This window comes from Mesorhizobium sp. BR1-1-13 (genome assembly GCF_020165515.1).
In the GTDB taxonomy this organism is placed as follows: domain Bacteria; phylum Pseudomonadota; class Alphaproteobacteria; order Rhizobiales; family Rhizobiaceae; genus Mesorhizobium.
On record NZ_JAIUIH010000005.1, the window covers coordinates 90,329 to 115,409 of the forward strand.

Annotated in this window: 24 protein-coding genes and 3 pseudogenes; 17 read left to right on the plus strand and 10 right to left on the minus strand. The window is 59.0% G+C overall.

Going from position 1 to position 25,081, the window contains the following annotated elements; translation table 11 throughout:
- Window positions 1–285: 285 nt before the first annotated feature.
- Entirely contained in the window at window positions 286–492 is a 207-nt protein-coding gene (locus LB533_RS14010) for a hypothetical protein (protein WP_224677394.1), read from the minus strand.
- A 271-nt stretch (window positions 493–763) separates the two neighbouring features.
- Window positions 764–1,681, minus strand: coding sequence for a hypothetical protein (locus LB533_RS14015; protein WP_140642279.1), 918 nt, complete (start codon window positions 1,679–1,681; stop codon window positions 764–766).
- Between the two features lie 309 nt (window positions 1,682–1,990).
- Here LB533_RS14015 and LB533_RS14020 point away from each other — a divergent pair, with 309 nt between their 5' ends.
- On the plus strand, window positions 1,991–3,163 hold the full coding sequence (locus tag LB533_RS14020) for a glycosyltransferase (RefSeq protein WP_224677395.1): 1,173 nt from the start codon (window positions 1,991–1,993) through the stop codon (window positions 3,161–3,163).
- Window position 3,164: 1 nt separating this feature from the next.
- Window positions 3,165–4,301: a UDP-galactopyranose mutase gene (glf, locus tag LB533_RS14025; RefSeq protein WP_224677396.1), complete on the plus strand. Its 1,137-nt coding sequence runs from the start codon at window positions 3,165–3,167 to the stop codon at window positions 4,299–4,301.
- Window positions 4,302–4,338: 37 nt separating this feature from the next.
- Here glf and LB533_RS14030 read toward each other — a convergent pair whose 3' ends face one another.
- On the minus strand, window positions 4,339–5,418 hold the full coding sequence (locus LB533_RS14030) for a beta-glucosidase (protein ID WP_224677645.1): 1,080 nt from the start codon (window positions 5,416–5,418) through the stop codon (window positions 4,339–4,341).
- Window positions 5,419–5,500: 82 nt separating this feature from the next.
- A pseudogene (locus tag LB533_RS14035) lies at window positions 5,501–5,642 on the minus strand (NADH-quinone oxidoreductase subunit D); the annotation flags it as partial.
- A 982-nt stretch (window positions 5,643–6,624) separates the two neighbouring features.
- Between LB533_RS14035 and LB533_RS14040 the strand changes: the two are divergent.
- The 5 genes and pseudogenes from LB533_RS14040 to LB533_RS14055 all read left to right on the plus strand — a co-directional run bounded on the left by LB533_RS14040 (window position 6,625) and on the right by LB533_RS14055 (window position 10,514).
- A pseudogene (locus LB533_RS14040) lies at window positions 6,625–7,398 on the plus strand (SDR family NAD(P)-dependent oxidoreductase).
- 85 nt (window positions 7,399–7,483) lie between these two features.
- Window positions 7,484–8,662 (plus strand): zinc-dependent alcohol dehydrogenase, encoded by a 1,179-nt coding sequence (locus LB533_RS14045; RefSeq protein WP_224677397.1) that lies wholly within the window; start codon window positions 7,484–7,486, stop codon window positions 8,660–8,662.
- Window positions 8,663–8,749: 87 nt separating this feature from the next.
- The gene (locus LB533_RS29865; protein WP_263487503.1) at window positions 8,750–8,875 is read left to right on the plus strand and encodes a hypothetical protein; all 126 of its coding nucleotides are present in this window, start codon (window positions 8,750–8,752) and stop codon (window positions 8,873–8,875) included.
- 252 nt (window positions 8,876–9,127) lie between these two features.
- On the plus strand, window positions 9,128–9,883 hold the full coding sequence (locus tag LB533_RS14050) for a DUF4142 domain-containing protein (protein WP_224677646.1): 756 nt from the start codon (window positions 9,128–9,130) through the stop codon (window positions 9,881–9,883).
- Between the two features lie 25 nt (window positions 9,884–9,908).
- Entirely contained in the window at window positions 9,909–10,514 is a 606-nt protein-coding gene (locus tag LB533_RS14055; RefSeq protein ID WP_140642285.1) for a general stress protein, read from the plus strand.
- 359 nt (window positions 10,515–10,873) lie between these two features.
- On the opposite strand, the gene LB533_RS14060 is transcribed toward LB533_RS14055, so the two are convergent.
- On the minus strand, window positions 10,874–11,113 hold the full coding sequence (locus tag LB533_RS14060; RefSeq protein WP_224677398.1) for a hypothetical protein: 240 nt from the start codon (window positions 11,111–11,113) through the stop codon (window positions 10,874–10,876).
- A gap of 553 nt (window positions 11,114–11,666) precedes the next feature.
- Here LB533_RS14060 and LB533_RS14065 point away from each other — a divergent pair.
- Window positions 11,667–11,921 carry a hypothetical protein gene (locus LB533_RS14065; RefSeq protein WP_224677399.1) on the plus strand — a complete coding sequence of 85 codons (255 nt, stop codon included), beginning with the start codon at window positions 11,667–11,669 and terminating at the stop codon, window positions 11,919–11,921.
- A 282-nt stretch (window positions 11,922–12,203) separates the two neighbouring features.
- Window positions 12,204–12,777, plus strand: a pseudogene (locus tag LB533_RS14070) (IS3 family transposase); the annotation flags it as partial.
- A gap of 288 nt (window positions 12,778–13,065) precedes the next feature.
- Here the strand turns inward: LB533_RS14070 and LB533_RS14075 are convergent.
- The 5 genes from LB533_RS14075 to LB533_RS14090 form a co-directional block, all read right to left on the minus strand.
- Window positions 13,066–13,728: an alpha/beta fold hydrolase gene (locus LB533_RS14075; RefSeq protein WP_263487504.1), complete on the minus strand. Its 663-nt coding sequence runs from the start codon at window positions 13,726–13,728 to the stop codon at window positions 13,066–13,068.
- Window positions 13,682–13,999, minus strand: coding sequence for an alpha/beta fold hydrolase (locus LB533_RS29870; RefSeq protein WP_263487505.1), 318 nt, complete (start codon window positions 13,997–13,999; stop codon window positions 13,682–13,684). Before LB533_RS29870 ends, LB533_RS14075 begins: the two co-directional genes overlap by 47 nt.
- Window positions 14,000–14,615: 616 nt before the next feature.
- Window positions 14,616–15,311, minus strand: coding sequence for a DUF899 domain-containing protein (locus tag LB533_RS14080; RefSeq protein ID WP_224677400.1), 696 nt, complete (start codon window positions 15,309–15,311; stop codon window positions 14,616–14,618).
- A 342-nt stretch (window positions 15,312–15,653) separates the two neighbouring features.
- Entirely contained in the window at window positions 15,654–16,814 is a 1,161-nt protein-coding gene (locus tag LB533_RS14085; protein WP_224677401.1) for a sensor histidine kinase, read from the minus strand.
- Between the two features lie 352 nt (window positions 16,815–17,166).
- Window positions 17,167–17,745, minus strand: a complete 579-nt coding sequence (locus tag LB533_RS14090; protein ID WP_224677402.1) for a DUF1003 domain-containing protein — start codon at window positions 17,743–17,745, stop codon at window positions 17,167–17,169.
- 821 nt (window positions 17,746–18,566) lie between these two features.
- Between LB533_RS14090 and LB533_RS14095 the strand changes: the two genes are divergently transcribed.
- The 8 genes from LB533_RS14095 to LB533_RS14130 all read left to right on the plus strand — a co-directional run bounded on the left by LB533_RS14095 (window position 18,567) and on the right by LB533_RS14130 (window position 25,060).
- Entirely contained in the window at window positions 18,567–19,535 is a 969-nt protein-coding gene (locus tag LB533_RS14095; protein ID WP_224677403.1) for a class II D-tagatose-bisphosphate aldolase non-catalytic subunit, read from the plus strand.
- A gap of 94 nt (window positions 19,536–19,629) precedes the next feature.
- Window positions 19,630–20,619 carry a Gfo/Idh/MocA family protein gene (locus tag LB533_RS14100; RefSeq protein WP_224677404.1) on the plus strand — a complete coding sequence of 330 codons (990 nt, stop codon included), beginning with the start codon at window positions 19,630–19,632 and terminating at the stop codon, window positions 20,617–20,619.
- A gap of 787 nt (window positions 20,620–21,406) precedes the next feature.
- Window positions 21,407–21,589 (plus strand): DUF3606 domain-containing protein, encoded by a 183-nt coding sequence (locus tag LB533_RS14105; RefSeq protein WP_140642373.1) that lies wholly within the window; start codon window positions 21,407–21,409, stop codon window positions 21,587–21,589.
- Window positions 21,590–21,610: 21 nt separating this feature from the next.
- The gene (xth, locus tag LB533_RS14110) at window positions 21,611–22,387 is read left to right on the plus strand and encodes an exodeoxyribonuclease III (RefSeq protein WP_224677647.1); all 777 of its coding nucleotides are present in this window, start codon (window positions 21,611–21,613) and stop codon (window positions 22,385–22,387) included.
- 34 nt (window positions 22,388–22,421) lie between these two features.
- Window positions 22,422–22,940: an inorganic diphosphatase gene (locus tag LB533_RS14115; protein ID WP_224677405.1), complete on the plus strand. Its 519-nt coding sequence runs from the start codon at window positions 22,422–22,424 to the stop codon at window positions 22,938–22,940.
- Between the two features lie 5 nt (window positions 22,941–22,945).
- Window positions 22,946–23,560 (plus strand): cysteine hydrolase family protein, encoded by a 615-nt coding sequence (locus LB533_RS14120; protein ID WP_224557416.1) that lies wholly within the window; start codon window positions 22,946–22,948, stop codon window positions 23,558–23,560.
- 18 nt (window positions 23,561–23,578) lie between these two features.
- Entirely contained in the window at window positions 23,579–24,412 is an 834-nt protein-coding gene (nadE, locus tag LB533_RS14125; RefSeq protein WP_224677406.1) for an ammonia-dependent NAD(+) synthetase, read from the plus strand.
- Window positions 24,413–24,553: 141 nt separating this feature from the next.
- On the plus strand, window positions 24,554–25,060 hold the full coding sequence (locus LB533_RS14130) for a ferritin-like domain-containing protein (protein ID WP_140642380.1): 507 nt from the start codon (window positions 24,554–24,556) through the stop codon (window positions 25,058–25,060).
- Window positions 25,061–25,081: the final 21 nt, after the last annotated feature.

Below are 25,081 nucleotides of genomic sequence, written 5' to 3' on the forward strand. Positions count from 1 at the left end.
GATTTGTTACGCAATCGCCCGATGCCCGTCAGTGCGTTCATACCGGTATCGTCTTATCCTGATGTCGAAAAGGCCAGCCTTCGGCGTTGCGATGCATTCGGTTTCGAACGCCGGCTGCTGGTCGGCAGCCGGCGTTGCAACTTTCACATATTCGACGCCAAGTATCTCAGCCAAGTATCTCAAAGGCAACTTCAAGGTTTCATAGTTCGTCGTATGATCACGGGGAAGTCGGACGGGCCTCTGCCGACGGGGCCGGCGAGCCGTGGTAAATTCCAGCGGGCCTGGTCATTTAGGTTCTCGCAGCTTCCGAGCTTCCTTGACGAGCACGGCAAGATTGCCTCCATGGGTTTGGATCAGTTCTTGTGCCTGTTGCTCTGTGAGCCCATTTACCGCAGCGAAATAGCCGAGCTGATCTGCATCGCTTGGCGAAATGCGATTTGGATGGCACACATCACTTTGGGCGCTGTTACGTTCGAAATTGAAAATATTCATACGGCGGCGCACGACGTCCTCGCATCAGCTTGTGGGTCCAGCCCGCCTGGCGACAGGGTTGCGCAAGGAATGAAAACGGGCCCGGTCCGCCGTCGGGGCGTGGGCCGCATCCCGGTTGTTTGCTGTAGACACATGGCTGGCCGCTCTCCGCACGAACGCGACCGAACTATGCCGAAGAGACATTGTTCCCGACGGCAATGTTACCGCGAGCCGTGGGAGGCCAAGCGGAACGAAACTCTCGCAATAGGTCCGCAAGCTGGTGAAAAGGCGGTCAGGCAACTTCCGACAGGAGAGACACATCGAAGCTCGCCAAACCATAGCGCCAGCGATGGTCCGTCGCGGCAACCCGACTTTGGTAAAAAAGGGTCAGCCGCTCGCCGTCGATCATCACCGTCGAGTGGCCGTTTTCCCCAGGCCCGCCCGGATCGAGCACTGGACCAAGCGAGACGTAAGGCCCGGTAACGGCGCCCGCAATGGCGAAAAATACCCGCTGACGGCTACCCCGCGGTCCGTGCGGAAGGAAGCAAGTGGCGTTGAGGAGCACACGACCATCCGGAAGCTCCACCAGTTGAGCGCCTTCAATTCCCCATTCGTAGTCGGGATCTTCCCGCGTGTTGTGGTGGGGGATTTCGTTGTGATCCAGGATTTTGCCCAACCGCTTCCAAGGCCCGAACCATGAATCGGACTGGCTTCGAGCCAAATAGATATCCGGCTGCGGGACGCGGGTGAATCTCGGCATGCCGGAATAAACGATGTAGCGCTTACCGCCGATGAGAGCCGGATGCGGATCATAGATGCCGTCTTCATCCGTCCCCGGCAGGGACAGGATTGCCGGGTTGAGCACCACCCAGTTGAAACCGTCGTTGGACACTGCGTGTTCGCAACGGCCGCCGGATTTCATGAACTCGGTTTGGATGAACATGTGGAAGACACCGTCTTCGTGCACGACACCCGGGGCCGCAACGCCCGAACCCTTGACCGGAAGCCCGATGGGCGCGTGCTCCGTCCACGGTCCATGCAGTTCAGGCGCGGTTGCGTGAAGGATCTTCCAGGCCTCGCTCGTTACCGTGCCGCTCGACCCGAACACATGCCAGAGCCGGCCGTCGTGAACCGGGCATGGATCCTTGAGATCGTCTACCACCTGCGGGTGAAACAACGGGAACACATTCGTCTGAAAATCGATCTTCATCGTCTGTCCCAGCGATTGTCGGCCGTGAGAGCTCTCACGCTTCAGCCCGACGAAACAGTTCAAGCGTCAGCTATTTTAGCTGCTCATTCAACCAAAATGCGGCGTCCGCGCGGCCGTCCCCAGAAAGCTGCCCGCAGCCATGGCCGCTCTCTTAGGCGCAGCCCACGCCTGTCTAGATATCGCTCGCTGGAGCTGGAACAAGTTATTCAGCGGGGTGTTAGACATGTCGCAGGAACAGCTTCCTGCAAAACGCGATTAACAAATGTTATACGCAGTCTAAACGGCGATGTCATCAAGGGAACTCTTTATATGGACGCAGCGATAAGACTACCGGCCCTCACAAAAACCAGAAACGAACAGGATTTACTGATATGTTTTTCCCATTTGCGCTGGAATTTCGTCCATCAGCGCCCACAGCACATTCTCACCCTTGCCTCGGGAGAACACCAGATCGTCTACTTCGAGGAACCTATCTTCGAAGAATGCTCTCACTCATCCATTCGGTTTTGCGAAGCGGCGCCGGGCATCCGGATCGCGACCCCCCTGTTACCGATCGGCACCAGCCCCGCGAGGGCGGATGCGATCCAGCGCAGATATCTTGACCGGATCATCGCGTCGACACCGCACGCTCAGTTGACCGCCTGGTATTACACCCCGATGGCGTTGCGCTTCAGCGCGCATATCAATTTCGACGTGTGCGTGTATGACTGCATGGACGAGCTTTCGGCATTCAAGAATGCGCCGGCCCAACTCGCGCTAAGGGAACGGGCGCTCTTCGAGCGTGCCGATCTGGTCTTCACCGGCGGCCTAAGCCTGTTCGAAGCGAAGCGCTGCCAGCATCGGGCAATCTACCCTTTCCCCAGCAGCATCGACGTCAGCCATTTTCAAAAGGCGAGGAAGCCCGGCGAGGAGCCAGCGGATCAACTGGCCATCCCACATCCTCGGGTAGGCTTCTTCGGCGTCATCGACGAGCGCCTCGATATCGATCTCGTGGCGCAGGCTTCAAGGACGATGCCAGACGTGCACTTCGTAATGCTTGGTCCGGTCGTGAAAATCGATCCTGACCTCCTGCCGAGAGCCGAAAACCTGCATTGGCTCGGCAACAAAGCCTATATGGACCTGCCCGATTACCTCCGGCATTGGGACGTGGGCTGGATGCCCTTCGCGCTCAATGAAGCCACGCGTTTCATCAGTCCGACGAAAACTCCCGAGTTCCTCGCCGCGGGTCTGCCCGTGATCTCGACTGCAATCGTCGATGTCGTGCGGAGCTACGGCGCCGCAGGACTCGTGGATATTGCGGATGCCGACGATATCGAGCCCAAGCTGCGGTCACTGCTGGCGCAGCCGCGCGACACGCGGCTGCCGGCGGTCGATGCCTATCTCGCCAACATGTCCTGGCAGCGAACATGGGAAGCCATGACCGTCCACATCAAGCAAGCCAGTGCAAGCAAGAAGCTCGTGCCCTTCCGCAGGAGCGCATGACATGTTCGACTGGCTGATCGTCGGAGCCGGCTTTGCCGGCAGTGTTCTCGCGGAAAGGATCGCCTCGCAAAGAGGCGAAAGCGTTCTCCTCATCGACCGTCGCAGCCACATCGGCGGCAACGCGTATGACTGCTACAATGAAGCGGGCATACTCATCCATCGTTATGGACCACATATATTCCACACGAACGCGCAATCGATCGTTGACTATCTTTCGCAATTCACCGCCTGGCGGCCTTACGAGCACCGTGTGCTCGCTTTCGTGGACGGCAAGCTTCTCCCGATCCCGATCAACCTCGACACGATCAACCGCCTCTACGGCCTGGAGCTGAGTTCGGCAGAGCTGGAAGAGTTCTTCGCGTCGCGTCGGGAAACCGTCGAGGAAGTACACACCGCCGAGGATGTGGTTGTCAGCACCGTTGGCAGAGAACTCTATGAGAAATTCTTCCGCGGCTACACCAGAAAGCAGTGGGGGGTCGACCCCAGCCAGTTGAACAAGTCTGTCACGGCCCGCGTTCCGACGAGAACGAACCGCGACGATCGTTATTTCGGCGACAGCTTCCAGCAGATGCCGGCCGGCGGCTATACGCGCATGTTCGAACGAATGTTGGACAATCCCAATATCAAGATCATGCTCCAGACTGATTATCGCGATGTCCGAGAGCGGATTCCTTTCCGGCGGATGATCTACACCGGACCGATTGACGAGTTCTTTGACTGGAAGCTTGGCCCTCTGCCCTATCGCTCATTGCGCTTCGAGCATGTCACCCTCGACTGCGAGCAGTTTCAACCGGTCGCGGTGGTCAACTATCCGCAAACGGAAGCCTATACGCGCATCACCGAGTACAAGCATTTGACGGGCCAGAAGAATGTCCGGACCAGCCTCACCTACGAATACCCGACAGATATTGGTGACCCATACTACCCTGTGCCGCGTTCGGAAAACGAGGCCCTCTACAAACAATATGAGGCGCTTTCTGCAAATTGCCCGAACGTCTGGTTCGTTGGCCGTCTAGCCACGTATCGCTACTACAATATGGATCAGGTCGTAGGACAGGCTTTGGCCACTTTCGCACGTATCCAAAAGGAGCTTCCGGCTACGCCCGATTTGCAGACGGCTATGGCGGCGCCCGCTTAGACGCCCCTCCCTATCCGAGAAAGCAAGGTCGCGCGCGTCAAGAATGGAATAGCTTCTGCTGCCTCGCGAGTTCATCGGCTAGCGGACGGCGGATGCGGCGCGAGCCGTCCGCGTGGACAACGGAAAACAGGCCAACTTCGGCGTGGCGGGAATTGTCCCATCCGGGATAAGCGGTGATTGGATAGAGGCAGATACCCTCGATCGGGACACCTTGGCTGATCGCGGTCCGAACTTCATCGCATACGTAGTGAAGCCATGCGGGGCCGGCGGAACCCTCGGCGCCGGTTTCTGCAATGTACATGGGCCTGGCGTAGCGTCGGGCGACCTCGACTAGCATCTCTGATAGAGCCCGGTATTCATGATGGCCCATCGGGATTGTCGGCCCATGCAGATACCATTGGTTGTGTGGATAAAAGTTAAGGCCAATCACATCGATCAGATCCTCGGCTCCTCCTAACTCAGGCGCGATACGGCCCAACAGCATGTCATACGCTTCGAATTGCCCTTGGCGGACCTTCTCCGCACGACTGATCTCCGTGCGGGTGCGGTCGCGCGGGGCGATGTGGATAAGCGGTTCAGCCCAGACGAATACGCACTCGGGGTCAGCTTCACGCATTGCACGGATACCCTGTACAGCTGCCTTGATTAGGTGGCGCTTGAACCAGCCACTCTTTTTAGGTCCGGCTGGCGGAAAATAGCCGACTTCGACTGCCCATGCGAAGAACGATATCTCGTTGATGGGACAGACTACCGCAGCTTTCCCGGTCACTGCCCGGTGTAGTCGGATCGCTTCGGCTGCGAAAGACGCATAGCTCTGGATCATCTGTTCGCTGCCCTGGTCGAGGTGGTCGGGAGAGCCATAGTGAAAAACATCCCAGATGACCTGAACGCCGGCGGCACTCGCGGCGTCCAGCATGGATTTCCAATTCGACCAATCGTAGACACCCGGCGCCGTTTCGATCAGATGCCACCTCAGTCCATCACGAATGGTTCTCAATCCCAAGTCTGAGCATCTACGGTAGTCGTCCTCAGCATGAATGTCGTGGCTGGTTGCGCGGACAAGGTCCAGACGCCGGCCATCTTTGCGACGATGCGAAGAACATTCGAATCCCGCCATGAAGAAGCTGTCGAAATGGATTGGGAGAAAGTGGTCACGCATCAAACTTTTCTTTACCCCTCTTGGCGTTTTTCTGTCCACCTCACCCGGGCACAATGCCCAGGAGGGCCGCGAAGCCCGCAAGCAGATGGCCGCGGCAGAGCAGGTCCATCGCCTGCAGGTGCGCGACGCTCGGCTCCCCGGAGCACGCAGCGGTAAGGCTTGTTGGTGCCGTCCGCGGCCAAGCCGCATTGGCTCAGCTTTTTGCGCGAAGCAGGCCTATGTGAGCGAGCTCGAGCGCAACGCGAACGACGCCGTGCGCCGCCGGATGCTGCGGCCCAAAATTGATATTGAAATCCCTTCCGGCGCTCTCGGCCATGAACGTTAGTTCCCCCATGACGGTGCCGAACCCAGAACGGAGCAGGATGTTCCAAGCTTGCTTTTTTGCGGCCCTGCGGGCGGTGCTCCGCGCCGCCGCGACGTGACGCGGCTTTGCGGATTGGCCAGATCGGTCTTCGATTTTGTTCAAGCCTACTGTCGAGCAGCACGCGGCCTGCAACGCCGACAGCGCCCTTGGTAGCGGCTTCGCTATCGGGTCACCTTTGCCGCTCCTTTCAACAAATGAGATTTCCGCCTTCTTCTTGTTACGATAGCTTCTGGTGACAACAACGTCAGACGGAGTTGAAATCAAGCCGATCGATAAGTGGGCTGATGCCTACGAACCATCTGAATTCGCCGCCAAGCATGGTCTCACGCTCGATCAGGCAAAGGCAGTCATTAGCTCCAATGGGCCCTCCAGGCACAGCTGTGATATGGGGGCCAAGGCGTTTCTAAGAGCTCTCGAAATCAAGCGTGATAGACAGTCCGGTGCAGGAAAATAGAGGCGGTCCGCAATCCTTGGCGCGCGAACAGCGCCTTCCAATATATGGGCACGATACGCCCCGAGGGTCCCCCACGCTGTTGGATCGGGCACCCCACCCTGCGGGCCGGTGTCGCGCCTTCGCAAACGCAATCCACAGTCGCTACGGATCATTCAGGCTTCGGTGAGCTTCTTGTTCAGGTCGGAAAGAGTTCCCATGGGCATTGCTCCTTGCCGTCCAACAGCCGTGGGCGCCCCACGCGCTTGCCTCGGCCGACTACATGGCAATTCGATTGCGCGGGCATAATACCGCCCAAAGGAACAATCGGTTCAACCGGATGTTCGGCCGAACCACTCAGGAGGATCGGATGGGAAACGGGAAAGTGGCGGTCGTCACCGGCGCCTCGAGCGGCATGGGCAAGAAGCTCGCGAAACTTTGTGCCAAGGACGGCTATGACCTCTCGTCGCCGCCGACGAGCCTGCAATAGAACAGGCGGCCGAGGCGCTCCGGTCGCATGACGTCTCGGTTGACACAGTGGAGGCCAATCTTGCAGGCGAGGAAGGCGCCGACAAATTGATCGCCGAAATCGGAAACCGTGACATCGATCTTATGTTTCTCAATGCAGGGCGCGGCCTGGGCCGGGGCTTTGTCGACCAGGACTGGGGCGAGGCACGCCGCGTCATCGAATACCAACGTCACCGGCACGGCCTATCTCGCTCAACGGCTCGTCCGCAAAATGGTCCGGCGCGGTCGCGGCAGGATCCTGTTTACCGGCTCGATTGCCGGCTTCATGCCGGGCACCTTCCAGGCGGTCTACAACGGAACCAAGGCATTCATCGAGTGCACTGCGTCATGAGCTGAAGGACAGCGGCGTGAGTGTGACGGTGCTGATGCCGGGCGCCACGCAGACGCGTTTTTTTCGAACGCGCCGGCATGATGGATACCGAGATCGGGGCGCAAGAGAAGGACAATCCCGTCGATGTAGCCAGAGACGGCTACGACGCCATGATGGCGGCGAGGAACAGGTCGTCAGCGGTTGGACGAACAAGGTGCAGGTCGCCGCCGCACATGTCACCCCGGCCGGCACGCTGACGAACAGCACCGCAAACTAGCCGAGCCGGGCTCGGCGAAAGATCGCTGAGGGCGCGGAGGCGATCCGGGAACATTCAAGCCCAGCGCCAGTTCGGCCATATCCGCGAGTATTGAAACTCATAGAGAACCGCCCGATGAAAGCTCTGACTTGGCACGGTAAAGGCGACATTCGTTGCGAACAGGTCGCCGATCCCACGATCGAGGACGACCGCGACATCGTCATTAAGGTGACCTGCTGCGCCATATGCGGCTCGGACCTGCATCTGATGGACGGCTACATGCCGACGATGAAATCGGGCGACGTGCTGGGTCACGAGACCATGGGCGAAGTGGTGGAGGTTGGTCGCAACCACACAAAGTTCAACAAAGGCGATCGCGTCGTCGTTCCCTTCAACATCTCGTGCGGAGAATGCTGGTTCTGCCAGAACGGCCTGTTTTCGCTCTGCGACAGGTCCAACCCTAATGCCGAGCAGGCCGCCAAAGTCATGGGCCAGTCGCCCGCGGGCCTGTTTGGCTATTCGCATCTGCTCGGCGGTTACTGGGGCGGACAGGCCGAGTATCTGCGCGTGCCCTTTGCCGATGTCGGCCCCATCAAGGTGCCTGACGGCATCGATGACGAGCAGGTGCTGTTCCTCTCCGACATCTTACCCACCGGCTACATGGCGGCCGAAAACGCCGGAATCCAGGAAGGCGACACCGTCGCCGTCTGGGGCTGCGGTCCAGTCGGTCAGTTCGCAATCCAGAGCGCTTGGATGCTCGGCGCTGGGCGCGTCATCGCCATCGACAAGGTGCCGGAGCGGCTCGCCATGGCACGCGACTACGGCAAGGCAGAGACGCTCGATTTCAGCAACTCCGATATCTATGATGCGCTGATGGCCATGACCGACGGGCGCGGTCCGGACAGTTGCATCGATTGTGTCGGGACCGAGGCCGATGCCACGGCCACGGCCGATTCCATGCTCGATAAGGCTAAGACGACCGTCTATCTCGGTACCGACCGGCCACATGTGCTGCGCGAGGCGATCTATTGCTGCCGCAAGGGCGGCACCATCTCAGTGCCTGGCGTCTATATAGGCCTGGTCGACCACATCCCGTTCGGCGCGGCGATGAATAAGGGGCTGACGTTCCGCATGGGCCAGACCCACACGCAGCGCTACCTCGATCCGCTCCTTCAGAAAGTGCTGAAGGGCGATATCGATCCGGCCTTCGTCATCACTCACCGCGCCGGTCTCGACGAAGGACCCGGCCTCTACAAGACATTTCGCGACAAGCAAGACGGCTGCATCAAGGTGGTGATGCGCCCGCATGGCTGATCGCGCGGACACTCAGGGGTCGGGCCTTGCAGAGGGTCCGGGTTTTCTAGCCGATCAGCAGAACAATGCGGCAATGATGCGCCAGGCATGTTCCTCATCGGTGTGCCGTATTCATCGATGTCCGGCGGCGATCACGAAACCAAAATTGCCGCGCTGAAAGGGACGCTGCGGACCACCGAAAGCCTAGCAAAAATAAGCTACATTCCTTCATAACCCGGCGCTTTTGCATTGGCTTGTTCTGGATTGAAATCTGTACAAAAGTTGTTGGGGGATGCAAATGCGAGTGGCCCGCGCTAGCTCGTCGCGATCGAGTCGGCGCGTATCTCGACGCATCTCGCCCTTACAGACGAGCTTAGCGCCGCCGCCTCAACAAGAGGCATTCTTGTGCTAGCTAAATTGTCCTTGGACCGGAACAAACGGGTCGGACGCTTGTTGAGTGACACCCATTCAACAAGGAACCTATTGATGAACCACCGCCTTCTAATGACAGCGCTGTCTACCTGCGCGCTCCTGACATTTGCCGCGTCCTCCTACGCCGCCGATAAAGCTCAGGAGTTCGTCGACAAGGCCGCCGCCGGCGGCATGTTCGAGGTCGAGTCGAGCAAGATCGCACAAGGCAAGGCTCAGGATCAGGCAGTCAAAGACTTCGCCCAGAAGATGATCAACGATCATGGCGCGGCGAACGCCAAGCTCGAGACAATCGCCGGCGAGCAGAAGCTGAAGGTACCCGCCGAGACGGACGCCGCGCACAAGAGCGACCTCGACGCCCTGAACACCGGCAAGGACTCGTTCGACAAGTCTTACGTGCAGATGCAGCGCGACGCACATGTCGACGCTGTGAAGCTGTTCGAAGGCTACGCCAAGGACGGCGATAATGCTCAGCTCAAGACATTCGCGCAGGAGACATTGCCGACGCTCAAGATGCATCAGGAAATGATCGAAAAGATCGCATCCGGCACCAACGACAAGTCTTCCGGCACGAGTTCGACGACGCCAGCGGTGTCGACGAGCGACACCAATAACCCGGCGGCGCCCGTACCTGGCGCCAACAGCTTCACCGAAGCGCAGGCGAAATCGCGCATTCAGGATGCCGGCTTCGCCAATGTCAGCGCGCTGACGAAGGACGACAAAGGCATCTGGCGTGGCACTGCCGAGAAAGACGGAAAGCAAGTGACCGTAGCGCTTGATTTCCAAGGCAACGTGGTTGCCGGAGCTCAATAACCGAACTCAGAAATGGAGTGAAACAATGACCACTGTCACCGGACTTTTCGATGACTATCAGGACGCCTCCGACGCCGTGAGCGAATTGGAAGCGATTGGCGTGCCGCGAGACGACATCAGCATCGTGGCCAATAATTCCGACAATTGGTATCGGCAGGACGAGACTTCAGAAGCCGGCGAAGATGCCGCCACAGGTGCGGGCCTGGGAGCGGTCGTCGGCGGCGCGGGCGGGCTCCTCACCGGGCTCGGGATGATGGCCATACCTGGCGTCGGACCCGTGGTGGCGGCCGGGTGGCTCGCTGCGACAGCGGCCGGCGCGGTGGGTGGCGCCGTGGTCGGCGGAGCAGCCGGCGGGATCATCGGGGCACTTACAGAATCCGGCGTCTCGGAACGGGATGCACATGTTTATGCCGAGAGCGTTCGCCGCGGCGGCAGTCTGGTGACTGCCAAAGTCGACGATCGGCTGGCGGGCGAGGCTGAGCGCATTCTGCGCGGCGGGCGTTCGGTCAATCTCGATGAGCGGCGTAGCAGTTACGAGGCTGCCGGATGGACTGGATTCGACGCCAGCGCAGAGCCCTTTGACGACATCGAGGCGGAACGGGATCGCGTTCGCCGAACCACACCGCTTTGAGAAATGCGGCCCCGCCGAACTCTCGACGGGGCCTTTTCTTCTCCGGCCGCGGGAGCGAGGCACCTAAGCATCCTGTTTGGCTTCACTCTGGGACGATTTCGGCGACGCATCGACGGGTGGATGTGCGTTGAAAAATCCAGGATCGTTTGAGATTCTGCAAGACGCAAGGTGCCTTGCGACTTTGGGTGCTCTCCAGGAGTTGGAGGCTCAAGATTCCAAGTGCCACTCCGTTTCGCCACCCGCTGAGACCTGCTGCTGGCATCGGCCAATTCGGTTCCATGGCCGCCAATTGCACGGCATCGATGCCGGGGAATTGTTGCCGCCTTGAAGGATCGGCCAGCGGGGATTTGGCGTGAGAATTATGAAGTCGCGCGCGTGCGGAGCTTCACACTCCCCAGCGCAATCATCTGCTTCGCAATCTCGACAGGAACGACCTGTCGAAGCAGACCGAAGATTTTGAACAGGACGGCGCAATCGCTTAGAAGGTCGAGGGCTGCCGGGCAGATTCCTCCGGGAAGCCCCCGGTTCATCAGGTCGAAGTTGTCCGGCTTTGCAGGTGCTGTCCTGTATTCGAAATACTTACCGTCGACCCGATCCAACAGGGGCTCTGGCGCAACGGCCTTCAGCCGTCAGCAAGTCTCAAAAAAGTCTATGGCCAGCAACTGGCGGAACGTCTCCACGACGACGTCCAAGCCGCTCGCGCGCTGCGGCTGCTTCGCGAATGAAAAATCGGAGATTTTCATTTTGCTTGTTCAAGCTCTCTCGCCAGGCTCAAGCAGTTGACGGTCGAAGGCCGCTTCGCTTCGGTTGCGCCACAAAGCCTGCGCCCAGGCGCTTTCCTGGCGGGCTAGTGCGGGCGTGTTAAGTGTTGCGCGATCGTTCCAAGACGGGGAGTGCCCACGGATGTCTGGGCCACAAAGAAGCGAACTTTAAAATAGTCCCCGCCTCCCAGGAGGATTTTCGAACGGCCGATCCGGGCCGAAATGGGGACAGCGGCTTTTGTATCCAATAAGAAAGGGTCGGCCGAGGCGACAGCTGCGGAACGTTCGGCTTCTTCTTCCAACTCGCTCCCAGAAAGACGTTTTCGACCTGCCAATTCGGCGGAACCTACGGGGGACATTGCCGTTCTCTCATGTCAATCAGGAGCGCTCAATGTTCAACCCATGGGTCGATCTCTCTCTTTCGATACTGGAGGCGCAGCAAGTGATGTGGCTCCGCGGTATGCGAATTGCTAATGGCGGCAAAGCGGCTGAACGCGAAGCTAAGTTGATGATCAGTGAAAAAATCGAGGCTGCCGGCCGCGCAACTATGATGCTCGCCATGGGTGCGCCAGCAGACAAGCTTGCAAGTTACTATGGCGGCAAGATCAGGGCCAATAGAAAGCGGCTGTTGCGGTCGCCTGCTTGACCTAGCAGCTTGCGATCCGCCACAATGCAGTCGACCAGTTTGCTATCTGACTAGTGGCTTGCTCAACCAACGCGGCGTAGGCTCTCGTGCCACCAGGCCTCCATGGTTTGTTTTCAATATGAACGACGGGACCGAGGGCAAGGACGATTCGGGCATCGAAGGTTCCTTGCTGGCAGAGCCGTGTTCCCCTCTGACCTCTGCCCGGTTCGCGGGGCATTTTTTTATTCTGAATGCGGCCTGACTTAATCGAGAAGCCGACGTCTTAGCCGCTGCCCGATGACGCGGCGCCGCGGACTGCCGAAGGACATGGGCGAGCGAGCGGCAGTGTCGGACAATCTCCTTGACCGCGCCTTCGAGGCATCGGCCCCCAACCAAAAGTGGATCGCCGACTTCACCTACATCTGGACCGCTGAAGGTTGGCTTTAGGTTGCGGCCGTCGTCGACCTGTTCTCAAGGCGCGTCGTCGGCTGGGCGATGAAGGCGGAGATGACGGCGCAGCTCGTCACCGATGCCCTGATCATGGCGATCTGGCGCAGAGGCAGGCCGGACAGCCTGCTGCATCACAGCGATCAGGGCAGCCAATACACCAGCGAGCAGTTCCAGCGCCTGATGGCCGACCACGGCATCACCTGCTCGATGAGCCGGTCGGGCAACGTCTGGGACAATGCAGCAATGGAGAGCTTCTTCTCGGCGCTCAAAACTGAGCGGACAGCCCGCAAGGTTTACAGAACGAGGGATGACGCCAGGGCGGATGTGTTCGATTACATCGAAGCGCTTCTACAACCCTCGGCGAAGGCACTCGACACTGGGCTATCTCAGCCCCGTCGAGTTCGAGGAACAAGCTATGCTAGCTTAACCTCGTGTCCGAAAAACCGACAGCAGGCCAAACATTCGTATCTTAATTAGCCTAAAGGTCCTTTTTGCACCTTAACTCGGTCATCCAACGCACCTGAAAGCTGCCATTCATCGCGGCGCCACCGATGACCAACTAGAGGTGGAAACGGACGGACAGAACAATACCGTTGCGCATGGAGGATCAACTGCAAACGATAAGCAGAAAGACAAAGGCGATGCCCGCGACCGAACAGAAGGGTACGGCGGCCTGAGGGCAATGGTTGCGAATTACCCGTGCCTGCCGCATGGGCTAATTCCCGGCATTGCGCTCTATGAGATCTGCGACCATTTCGGGATTGTCGGCTATCACGAAGTGACTTGCGTCGGGAATTCGTGCACCCTCTACGCGAGTCATACCCTTGGCCTGATAGCCCTCGACGAAGGTGGCCAAGTAGGCATTGAAAAATGACTTCTCACCCACCGCGACAAGGAGCGGGACAGGATTCGGCGTGATCTGGGCGGCATTGAATGTCGCGTCCTGCGGAAACGCCCGGTAAATCTCGAAGGCAGCGTGAAGCTGCGGCGCGTCATAAATTTGAGCGTAGTAAGCGCGCTGGGCCGGCGTAAACCTTGCGCTGGTGAGGTCTTGATCGAAATAGATCGCCTGCCGCCCCGTAATCAGCTTCTCGGCCAGTTGGCCCGGAGCCTGAATGAAGCCAATATGCCAAAGGTCCGCGACCGACTCTTCCCAGCCGGCAATGCCGGGTACAGGCACATCGAGGATCATCGCGCCGCGCAGGGACTCGGGGAACCGGCGGACATAGGCATAGGTCACGATACCTCCGAGGTCGTGGCCTACGACATACGGCTTATCCAGGCCCAGCGCCTGAGCCATTGCCTGCAAATCGGCCGCCAAGCTGGCGGCCTCATAGCCGCCGGCCCGGCGCCGACTTGCCGATCCCAGGCAGGTCAACCGCCACGACGGTGAACCGCTTGGCCAGTCTGGGCATGATCGCCTGATACTCCGTCCAATCTTCGGGCATGCCGTGGATCAGGATGATGGCCGGTCCCTCCCCGCCACGCACATAGTGCAGGCTCGTCCCGTTGACGCGCACCTTTGCCGACGTGAAGCCCAGCGGTGGCGCGCCAAGCTGCTCTGCAGGCAGAACCTTTGGCGTGCTTACGAGGAGCGCGGTGGAGGCGGCGAACCCGAGGAACGAGCGGCGATGGAGGGTTTGGGACATTGGGGTTCTCGTTTCAAACTTCGACATTCGTCTGGACTGTCGATTCCGCTTTCAATGTGCCGCTCAACCGGTCCCGAGCAGAAGCAGCCAAGTCATCCTCAACACCATGTTGCTGAGGCCATGGCCAACCCTTCCCGGTCTCACATAACGATTTCCGACTTCGCAGGAATCGTCCCCACGTATAGCTGCACTCTGCGAACATGGGCGTGTATTCTCGCCGAATGTCGTGACTGAAATTGAGGAGCGTTTGTGTGTCGGACCCTAACTGTGTTATTTGATCTTCTGCTTCAGGATGAGAATGCAAAAGGTCATCTCGACCTCCGGTCTCAAGACCGAAAGAGATTTTTGTCCCAACCCACTCATCGACGCCGATAATGCAATTCCATTTGAGTAGCTTTGACGGCAACGCCAGATGCTATGAGGCTCGGGCTTTGCCTTTACGTCGGGGGGTCCACCATGCCGATAGGCCTTGCTTGCTAGAGACAGCGTCGCCGCTTCACTCGCGGCTGCGATAAGCACTGTGTGACGAATATCTGGCATCGTTCATCTCCGATCATCCTGACCTCAAGCCTTTGGACGTATGCGTAGTTCGCGACTTTGCCGATCCCGCGCGCGGCTACTCGTAGCGATCGTGACGGCGCATCCAGTCTCCCATTCCCTCCGTCTCGTTGCGCCCCTTCGGCATAAGATCGAGCATTGCGTAGGTGCCCATCATAACCTCCACACCGCGGCCGAAGGTGGAATAGGTGTGAAAGACATCGCCCGCCTCGTCCTTGAAGAAAGTGCTGACGCCAGGAAATTCCTCGTCGGTCTCGTCTGACTCGCCGAAGTTGTAGTCGACGTGCCCGGCGGCGACCTGCTCGGGCGTGAAGCTGACGCGGAAATCATAGTTGAACGAGTTGCCGTTCGAGGACACCCATTTGAACTTCCAGCCCATGCGTTCGCGGTAGCGCTCGATCTCGGCAAGCGTCGCGCGCGACACGGCGACCACAGTGACGTCGTGGTGGGACAGATGCAGGTTCATGCCGTCGGTATGATCGGCCATGAAGGAGCAACTCGGACAGCCCTCCTCCCATCCCGGCGCGAACATGAAATGTTGCAGCAGAAGCTGCGACCGGCCATCGAAAAGCTCGGCCAGCGTGCGCGGGCCATCAAGCGTTTCGAACACATATTCCTTCTCCATCCGCACCCATGGTAGCGCACGCCGCTTCTGGGCGACCTTGTCGCGAAGATGGGTGATTTCCTTCTCCGCTTTCAGAAGATCCCGGCTGGCGGTCAGCCAGTCGTCGCGTGAAGCAACTGCGTGTTGCATTGTAAGTCTCCTTTAGTTCGGACCATGCGGCGATCGGACTGGTGGGAAAGAAGCTTTAGCCAAGGGGTGAACTACCCTCATCAGCAGATGCATGTTGGCCATGTCGTTATCGGCGCCAAAGGCGAAGCAATGGAGCGCGTGGCCATGCTCGTATCGCTCACACACGTCTGTCATCTAGCGATAAATACCACGACCGATACCCTTGACCTAGAGCACAACTCGATGACTTCATGTGCATATGACGCACACCTCAGAATCGCTGCCTCCGCTTGGATGCCCAACTACTACCTCGTTGCTCGGCCGCGTAGCGCAATTCCTACAGACAATCCGTCACCTGCTCACCTATGCGATTACAGGAAAGACTATCTTTATGATGGTGCCGTTGGCAGAGCTATCCTGCTGAACTTTGCCGCCGATCTGGCCGGTTAGTGCCTGGATCAGCTTTTGTCCCGACCCACCCGGCCGGGGACTTTGAATGCCGTGCCCGTCATCTGCCACTATGAGTCGCGCCTCGCCATAACCAATGCCGGATTCGAGTTTCACATTGATATGCCCTCCGCCCGGGCCAAAGGCATGCTTGACCGAGTTCATTACAGCCTCGTTCATAATGAGACCGAGCGGCACCGCACGTTCAATCGCGAGTTCGATCTCGTCGGCCTCGATCTCGATCGTGGCATTTTCCATCTGAGCCTGAAGCGATGCGCACAGTGCTCGCAGGTAACGCGCTACATCGACAGCTCGCAATCCTTGACCGGGTGAGAGCTGATCATGTGCAAGCGAGATGGCATTAACGCGGTTCGCGACATGTTCCAGGACGCGGTGCACTTCGGCGCTTTCAAACCGTCGTTTCTGGACGGCTATCGATGACAAGATGAGTTGGAAGTTGTTCTTTACGCGGTGCTGCATTTCTCGCAGCAGCACCTCGCGTTCCTGCGCTTGGACGATAGCTGCCGCCGTCGCTTGCGCATCGCTGGCATCAAGGGTTGGCCTTTGCACCGTAGAAGCGATGACGGCCGCAGCAGCCGTCATGAATTCGATAGTATCCTCGCCGAAATCCCGCGTGGTTGCTGAATCGACCTCCAAAACTCCCCAGGCGGCGCCCTTGATGAGGATGGGCACGTTGGCGAGTGATCTGATACCGTGGTCTTTGAGCACATCGGAAAAAGCATAGTCGCCATCCCGCTGCGCAGCGGCCCCGTCTAAGATCGCCAAGGGCTCGCCGGTCTGGTAGGTTCGTCCAGGCGGCGACCGCAGATCCGCAGAAAAGGTCGCCATGCGGACCACGCCGACCTTCCATCCGAAACCTGCTTCCATGAATAGGTCAGCCGTACGACGCCGGTAGCGCAGCACCTTCACGTGGTTGATCTCTATAGCTCGGGCAACCTGCACACAGGCTTGATCCAGGAAGCGACTGACCGGCGTTTCTTCACCGGCCAGGCGGCCGAGGTCCACAAGAATGCGAACATGTCGACGCAACTTGGCAAGGTGGTCGGTACGGTCCACGTGCGATCCTTTCCAGATCAAGGTCCGCAGTAAACGTGCGCGCCTTGAAATTGCTCCGCCGTCGTATCACGTGCCCGGCATTCAAGCCGGCTTGGCCGCAAATCGCCTGCAAAGAAGCCTCGCAAGGTCGCGGGAATGCTAGGCTGCGCGCCTATCAGTCGTCCGGTTGCTGCTGCGCGGTCAAAACGTCAGGACTTGATCAACGGCGCCGTCACTCTTTGCGGCTGCCCGCCGGGACGGAAAGCGTCCTGTTGCACGAACAGCTGGTCGGGTTTGGCTGGCTCCCGAGGGGTCGGTGGCAACATTGGCCCGACCCAGAGTGCATCGTGGAGAGAGCTGGGGAAATCTGAGGTTATGATCGAGCTGAACTTGCCTCGTCCCTTGCCTCCGCGATCTTATCGAGGACAACTTCAGGCGCCACGTCGCGCTTCAACTCCGCCAACTCGTCGTCTGTTTCTCTGCGGACATGCAAGTGTCTGGCTATTTCCTCGACCATCTTGATCAGCTTCGTGGTCTCGTGTTCGTTCAGCAGGCTCACCTGAAGGTCTAAGTCTGCCCGCGCATCATCCTGAGCCGCCATCCGGTTCTGGTTTATCAGCACGAAAGTGGAGAGGAAGATTGCCTCCACCGATGCGAACATCGCCAGAATTACCAAGGACGGATCCCAAGGCTCAATTAGGCCAACAGGTGCAACGTTGAGGAAGATCCACACGCCAAAAAAGACGAGATGAAGGTAGACGAACATCATGCTGCCGGCGAATCCGCTAAGCGCCGCTGCCGCCCGCTCCTCGATCGAGGCTTGCTTTGCCTCCTGCTTCCTTCGTTCGACAATTGCTTCAATGTTCCGGGCCAGTGCCGGAGCGAGTCCCTCGGCAGGGGGCCTGGTTGGGGTGATGCTATTCCTATCCGCATCCGAGTCGCTGAGGTTCATAGGGTTCTCCCTTCGCAGTCAGCCCCACCTCAAAATTCGGCGCTGCATGCTCCCTGAAGTTGGCTAATCGAATCGAGGGGAGACCACCATGTCGCCAACCATCTCTTCGGGCCTGCAGGTTTGCATCAGCCGATGTCTCCAATGGAACGCGGATTCAAACTTGGAGCGGTGCTGCTTGTTCCTCATCAGGGCCGTTCGCGTAACAGAAGGTTAAACAGCCGCCTACCCTTCGATTCGTGCTAACCGCCACCACCTTGATCCGGTGTCCAATCAATCAAAACGGAACCGATCAGGTGCCTTGACGCTTTTCATTTTGAAGGGACTGGAAGGAGCATCATCGTGAACCGTGACTTTAGTGTATTGGAAGCTCGCTGGCTGTTGGCCGTCCCTTTTTCACTCGCAATCGCCGTGCTGCTGGTAGGGCTCGTGTTGAGTTAGGGCCATGGCATTCAAGACCCGACCGCATACTCCTAACCTTGCGATGCTCGCCGGCCGGCAAAGGAACCCAAGGGCGCGTTTGCGGCGGTGCAGGATCAAGGCGGGCGCTATCGGCGCGCCTTCCGGCACCCTGCGGAGCGAGCTTCAGCTTCGCTGCGCAATCACCGATCGCCGCTTCCTGTAGAGATCGCAATCCGGACGTAACCGTTGGGTATGATGCTTGTCGTCTGTGTTTCGGCTTGGCATACGTTAAACCTCCGGAGAGACGTGTGTCTGAGCCCGCACTCCGGTGGGCTTGAGAGGGACCCTCTCTAGAGCCGTTGCCGAAAGCGAGATGTTGTGAGTTTAGTCTAGGCCCAGTTGGAAGGGCTGTGTCTCTCTCCATGCACGCCTATGTCGACGCAGGATTCGAGAAGATCCATCTGGACACGTCGATGGGGTGCGCTGGGGAACCGGTGGCGCTCGATGATTCGACGACGGCCGCGCGCGCGGCCGACCTCGCGGTGGTTGCGGAGGCCGCCGTCGGCAACCGCAAGCCAATCGTTTATGTCGTGGGCACGGAGGTGCCACCGCCCGGTGGCGCGACGGGCAAGGTGCACGATCTGTCCGTCACCACGGGCGAGGCGGCGCGGCAAACGCTGGCGGTCCATCACGAGGCTTTCCGAACGGTGGGTATCGACAGCGCGGTAGAGCGTATTATCGGACTCGTGGTTCAGCCAGGCGTCGAATTCGGCAACGACTCGGTGGCCATCTACGACAGATTAAAGGCGCGCCGCCTGAGCGAGGCACGCAACTCGCTCGGTGGCGTAGTGTTCGAGGCGCATTCGACGGACTATCAGCCGGCGGCGGCTCTTCAAGCGCTGGCCGAAGATGGTTTTGCCATCCTGAAGGTTGGACCCGCTTTGACCTTTTCCATTAGGGAAGCTCTTTACGGTCTGGATCACATCGCACAGATGCTGGGGCGCCCGCGCAGCGCGTCGCTGCGGGAGGTGATGGAGCGTGAAATGCTTGCGGCTCCCGATCACTGGCGTCCCTACTATCCGGGTTCGGAGGCGGAACAGCATCTGCTTCGCCATTTCAGCTACAGCGATCGCATCCGCTACTACTGGGCGGACAAGACGCCTTCGCTGGCCGTAAAATCCCTGCTCGCATTCTTCGGCGAGCGCCCTATCCCCGAGACTCTCATAAGCCAGCATCTCGGACGCCTCCATGGCGCGGTCGTTGAGGGCCTGGTTGAACCTCGTGCGGAGGCCCTTCTACTGGCGGCCGTGGATCTGGTTGTGAAACCCTATGCCGATGCTTGCAGGCCCGGTGTGCTGATAGGGAGGCGTGAAGAGTTGCCGCATCGGTGAGACGCGCACTGAGGTGACAGAAGAAACAACGGTGCGAATGGCATCATTGGAATGCGGGCGGCGCGATGCTTTGTCGGGTATGGGGAGAAGAAGCATGTTGAGAATTGGACTGCTGGGCGCTGCCCGGGTCACGCCGATGGCCATGGTCGAGCCGGTCGCAAGAAGGAACGATGTCTGCCTCGTGGCGGTCGCTTCGGCTCGGCCCGACAGCGCAAGGGCATTTGCCGCCGCGCACAACATCCCCCGTTTCTATGACCGCTACGAGGATCTTATCGCGGATGCGGATGTCGACCTCATCTACAATGCCCTGGCTCCGCAAAATCATGCGCAATTCTCGATCGCCGCACTGGAAGCCGGCAAGCATGTGCTCTGCGAGAAGCCGTTCGCGATGAGCGCAGCTGAAGCGCGTTTGATGGTTGCGGCGAGCCAGGCTCACGGCCGGCGCCTGATCGAGGGCTTTCACGACCGTTATCATCCCGTATTTGATTATCAGGCCGAACTGATCGCCTCCGGGCGGCTCGGCCGGATCCTTTCGCTGCGAGCGGTCTTCAACCACGCCATCGGTCACGACAAGGTGGAATTCAGACACATAAAAGAGTTTGGCGGCGGCGCACTGATGGATCTCGGTTGCTACCCCGTCCACTGGTGCCGCTCGTTTCTCGGCGAAGAGCCGATCGTCGAAACGGCCGTTTGCAAGATGTCCGACGTCGACGTCGACGAGGAGACAACGGCATCATTGATATTTCCATCTGGTGTTACCGCCGAGATCGAAACCCGAATGACTCAGCCCTGGAACATGCATGCGAGATTCGAGATCTTGGCAGAGCGAGGAAGGGTGACGCTGATCAACTGCCTGGTCCCGCATAAAGGACATTCCATCCATGAACTCATAGATGGCGATTTTCGCGAGTTCACAATCGCGGGAGACACCAGTTTCGACTATCAGTTGGAGGCTGTCGTTTCTGCGATCAACAACGGAACGCCGCTTCCGACCGAAGGGGACGACCCGATCGGCAATATGGCGGCGATCGATTCCATCTATGCCGCGGCAGGCGTGGACCGGCCCTGGTGTGGCGGACGTTAGTCCACCCTGCGGAGATGCGGTGAAAGAGAAATTATATCGGCGTCGCTATAGCGATCAGGACCGATTGAGCATTCTTTTTCTCAATTCCACGAAATCCCCGACCTCGACTGTCATCACGTCCTGATGGCCGGCACAGTGGTTACCGACGCCGCTATCGCGGGCACAAAGGACACAGTTCAAGGCGTGACGGCATGAAGCGCGACTCTAGACCATAGGTGCGGCTTCAGACGCCCCTCCGCTGTGTCGAACCCGCACGGATACACCAACAACGAACACTCTTGGTCGACGATATCTTCGTCACTCAAAGGCGGCGCCAACGATACCGTTTTGCGGCTGCCAGTTATTATTTCGGCTTCATCCGCAAATAGGCTCGCGATTTGTGCATCGCCGTTGACCGCACCTGGTTGCCATCTATTCCTCGGACGTACGTCCACTTCACGAAGAATGGTCCGGACTGACAATAGGTTCCCTGAGCGGAGCGAGGTCACCGAGGGCTCAATCCAACACGTCGATGCGGATGCTACTAACAAGGAGTGTCATCCCGCAATTCGTGCGCGGTCCTATAAACGTGGAGACGCCACCGATGCGGCGCCGAATTGCTGTTCTTCGGCCGGTGCGGCAGAGCTGCCCCGCGCTGAGGTTCTTACTCGGCGGCCTGAGGCTGCCACAGGCTCCGGACAAGCCGTCGACGCGTTCTTTCCAACTTCCATGTCTTGTTGTTGCGGGATTGAACCCGAAGAGACCGGCCGCGTTGTGAAGCATTGAAGCAGCAAACTAGGAGGAAGAGATGTCCAATAGTCAAACGGCGCGTGGCCGCAACCAGGATCGGGCCAAGGTTGCAGGCGGTCAGGATCACGAAGTGAGGTACGAGGCTGGTAAGACCGGCGCCAGCAACGACGCCGTTAAATCGGCAGTCAAGTCGGTGGGCAACAGCCGCAAGAAGGTCGAAGACAAGCTCGGCAAGAAATAGATCAAGCCGACGATGCCAGCCATCCGCATCGCCACCTTCAACGTCAACGGTGTCAATGGCCGGTTGCCCGTGCTCCTGAAATGGTTGGCTGAGAGCCCCTGTGACATCGTCTGCCTGCAGGAACTGAAAACATCCGACGAGAAATTTCCGATCGAAGCGATCCGCGCCGCCGGCTACGGCGCGATCTGGCACGGCCAAAAATCCTATAACGGGGTGGCGATCCTTGCACGTGGCGTCGAACCGGTCGAACGACGGCGAGACCTACCAGGGGATCTGGACGACACGCACAGCCGCTATATCGAGGCCGAGATAGACGGGTTGATCATCGGATGCCTTTACCTGCCGAACGGGAACCCGGCGCCCGGCCCGAAGTTCGACTACAAGCTGCGCTGGTTCGAGCGGCTGATCAGCTATAGCAAGGCCCTGCTTTCAGACGGCGCACCGACCGTTCTTTGCGGTGACTACAACGTCGTGCCAACCCCCATCGACGCGATGGTTCCGAGGCGTTGGTTGGGGGATGCCGTCTACTTCCCGGAAAGCCGGGGAGCGTATGCGACGATGATGCAGGATGGCTGGATCGACGCCATCAGGCGCATTCATCCCGAAAAGGGAATCTACACCTATTGGAATTTCTCCTACCGCGGCGGCTACGATCGCAGCTCCGGACTGCGGATGGACCATCTGCTGCTCAACCCATCGCTTTCGGGCCAACTCCGAGGCGCGGGCGTGGATGTCGAGACGCGCGGATGGGAGAAGCCGAGCGACCACGCTCCCGCCTGGATCGATATCGAGCCATGATGAACACGGGGCCTCGATCGGAGTTATGTGCGAAATGACAATCGAAATCGACAAGATCTCGCTGCATGCGCCTGACGGCTACAACGTCGTCGTGGAAACTCCAAAGGGCAGCCGTAGCAAATTCGCCTTCGACCCCGAGACCGGCTTGTTTCGAGCGAAGAAGTTGCTCGCCATGGGTTTCGCCTTTCCATTCCCGTTTGGCTTCTTTCCTTCGACGAAGGCGGAGGATGCCGATCCGCTGGACGTATTGCTGGTGACCGACGCTGATCTTCCCACGGGCTCGCTAGTTCGATGCCGGCTTCTCGGTGGCATTGCGATGGAGGAGACGAAAGAGGGCAAAGCCGTCCGCAACGACCGCTTGCTTGCTGTGCCGCTTCTACTGCACCAGGATCGCCCGCCCTTTGAACTGTCGGATATGCCGGCGGCTGAGCTGAAAGACATCGAGGATTTTCTCGTCGCCTATCAAACTGCCGACGGCAAGCAAGCAAAGGTCGTCGGTCGTCTGGACAGGACCGAGGCGGAGAGTGTGGTCAGAAAGGCTGCCCAACCTTGACGAAATTGGAGGAAGGCCTGCGCTTTGGACCGCTTCGAGGGCGCTGGGTTCACCTTTGCATCGACATGCAACGGATGTTCGCGGAGCCGACGGAATGGCACACTCCCTGGATGGAGCGCGTCTTGCCCAACGTCATCGCCGTCGTCGAAGTTGACCCAGCACGGACAATCTTCACCCGCTTTATTCCTCCACGATCTTCGGACGATATCGGCGGCGCCTGGCGCCGGTATTGGCGCAAATGGGATTCGATGACGCGTACCCGGCTCGACCCAGGACTCATTGATCTAGTCCCCGACCTGTCCCGCTTCGTGCCGCCAGCCAGGATCGAGGACAAATCTGTTATGTCGGCATGGCACGGATCTCTGCATGCGCGGCTTCAGTCGGCTGGCGTCGATACGCTTATAGTGTCCGGCGCCGAGACGGAGGTTTGCGTGCTCGCCACCGTCATGGGCGCCATCGACCTCGGCTACCGCGTCATCATAGTCGCGGACGCGATCTGTTCGGGGGCAGACTCTACCCATGACGCCATGATCGAAATCTATGAAAGTCGCTTTGGCATGCAGGTCGAAACGGTGACCGCCGCCGACCTCGTGGCGGCGCGGATAGATGGAATGCTTTAACGTCAGGAGCGCAGCCGCATGACCCAACAGAAACTGATTGTCGATGCCTTGGGCGTGGCTCCAAGCTTCGACGTCAAACGGGAAGCGCATCGGCGTATCGAATTTCTCGCTGCCTATCTGCGGGCGTCGGGTCTTTGCAGTTATGTGCTTGGGATCAGCGGCGGAGTCGATTCCCTAGCTGCTGCGCTTCTTGCTCAACGCGCTGTCGATAGGTTGCGAGCGACGGGATACGAGGCAAAGTTCTTGGCCATTCGGCTGCCCTACGGCGCCCAAGCCGACGAGAGCGACGCGCAGCGGGCCTTGGACACGATACAGGCCGACGAAGTGCGCCGTGTCGACATCAAGCCGGCCACCGACGCCATGCTGGGTTCGATCAAGCGATCCGGCACGGATCTCGGTGACGCGGGACGCGAGGATTTCCTGCTCGGCAACATCAAGGCGCGTCAGCGTATGATCGCCCAGTTCGCACTCGCCGGCGCGAACCGGGGGCTGGTCATCGGCACCGACCACGCCGCCGAGGCATTGATGGGCTTTTTCACGAAATTTGGCGACGGGGCCGCCGACATCCTTCCTCTTTCAGGGCTCAACAAACGCAGAGTTCGCGCCTTGGCCGCGCATTTGGGTGCTCCGCCGGATCTCGTCGCCAAGGTGCCGACGGCAGATCTCGAAAACCTAGTCCCGCTTCGTCCAGATGAAGATGCCTATGGTGTTACGTACGATCAGATCGACGATTTCCTGGAAGGCCGACAGGTCGACGACGCAGCTTACAGACGGATACTTCACATGTATTCGAGCACCGCGCACAAGCGCGCGCTTCCGGTCGCGCCTATCGACCTGCCTTCTTCCGCCTGATCAAAGCCGAAACCCGCATACCTTTATCGCAAGAAGACGGCAGGGCCGACACTCATTCGTCGGATCGAAGGGGACCGGAACGGCTGGTAGATTCGCGCGTTCTTAACAGATCTTCCAGAAACGCAAAACAAGGAGCGCGCCGTGGGGCTGTTCACGAAAGACATTAAGACGATGGACGATCTGTTCCTGCACGTCTTGCAGGACATCTATTATGCGGAGAAGCAGATTTTGAAGGCACTGCCCGACATGGCGGAAAAAGCGACCAACCGGGACCTGACAGACGCTTTCAAAACGCACCTGACCGAGACCGAAAAACACGTCAAGCGCCTTGAGCAGGCCTTCGAGCTGATCGGCGAAAAGCCCAAGGGAACGACCTGCCCTGCGATCGACGGCATCATCAAGGAAGCAAATGAGATTGCCAGCAACGTTGCGGAGGAAAAGGTGCTCGACGCGGCCTTGATCACTGCGGCGCAAGCAGTCGAACACTACGAGATCACCCGCTACGGAACCTTGATCGCCTGGGCGCAGGAGAGCGGCAATGAGGCTGTCGCACGGCTTCTCACCACGACACTCAGCGAGGAGAAGGCGGCCGACAAGAAGCTGACCACGATCGCCGAACGAAAGGTCAACCAGAAGGCGTCCGGTTGACCGGCAGTGGTCCGAAGGTAT

Coding starts and splice junctions, on each gene's coding strand:
- LB533_RS14015 (WP_140642279.1), bottom strand. CDS start 1,681: ATGAAGATCGATTTTCAGACGAATGTGTTCCCGTTGTTTCACCCGCAG.
- LB533_RS14020 (WP_224677395.1), top strand. CDS start 1,991: ATGGACGCAGCGATAAGACTACCGGCCCTCACAAAAACCAGAAACGAA.
- LB533_RS14105 (WP_140642373.1), top strand. CDS start 21,407: ATGTCCAATAGTCAAACGGCGCGTGGCCGCAACCAGGATCGGGCCAAG.
- LB533_RS14095 (WP_224677403.1), top strand. CDS start 18,567: ATGCACGCCTATGTCGACGCAGGATTCGAGAAGATCCATCTGGACACG.
- LB533_RS14055 (WP_140642285.1), top strand. CDS start 9,909: ATGACCACTGTCACCGGACTTTTCGATGACTATCAGGACGCCTCCGAC.
- glf (WP_224677396.1), top strand. CDS start 3,165: ATGTTCGACTGGCTGATCGTCGGAGCCGGCTTTGCCGGCAGTGTTCTC.
- LB533_RS14050 (WP_224677646.1), top strand. CDS start 9,128: ATGAACCACCGCCTTCTAATGACAGCGCTGTCTACCTGCGCGCTCCTG.
- LB533_RS14100 (WP_224677404.1), top strand. CDS start 19,630: ATGTTGAGAATTGGACTGCTGGGCGCTGCCCGGGTCACGCCGATGGCC.
- LB533_RS29870 (WP_263487505.1), bottom strand. CDS start 13,999: ATGTCCCAAACCCTCCATCGCCGCTCGTTCCTCGGGTTCGCCGCCTCC.
- LB533_RS14030 (WP_224677645.1), bottom strand. CDS start 5,418: ATGGCGGGATTCGAATGTTCTTCGCATCGTCGCAAAGATGGCCGGCGT.
- LB533_RS14045 (WP_224677397.1), top strand. CDS start 7,484: ATGAAAGCTCTGACTTGGCACGGTAAAGGCGACATTCGTTGCGAACAG.
- nadE (WP_224677406.1), top strand. CDS start 23,579: ATGACCCAACAGAAACTGATTGTCGATGCCTTGGGCGTGGCTCCAAGC.
- LB533_RS14090 (WP_224677402.1), bottom strand. CDS start 17,745: ATGAACCTCAGCGACTCGGATGCGGATAGGAATAGCATCACCCCAACC.
- LB533_RS14115 (WP_224677405.1), top strand. CDS start 22,422: ATGACAATCGAAATCGACAAGATCTCGCTGCATGCGCCTGACGGCTAC.
- LB533_RS14065 (WP_224677399.1), top strand. CDS start 11,667: ATGTTCAACCCATGGGTCGATCTCTCTCTTTCGATACTGGAGGCGCAG.
- LB533_RS14080 (WP_224677400.1), bottom strand. CDS start 15,311: ATGCAACACGCAGTTGCTTCACGCGACGACTGGCTGACCGCCAGCCGG.
- LB533_RS29865 (WP_263487503.1), top strand. CDS start 8,750: ATGTTCCTCATCGGTGTGCCGTATTCATCGATGTCCGGCGGCGATCAC.
- LB533_RS14010 (WP_224677394.1), bottom strand. CDS start 492: ATGAATATTTTCAATTTCGAACGTAACAGCGCCCAAAGTGATGTGTGC.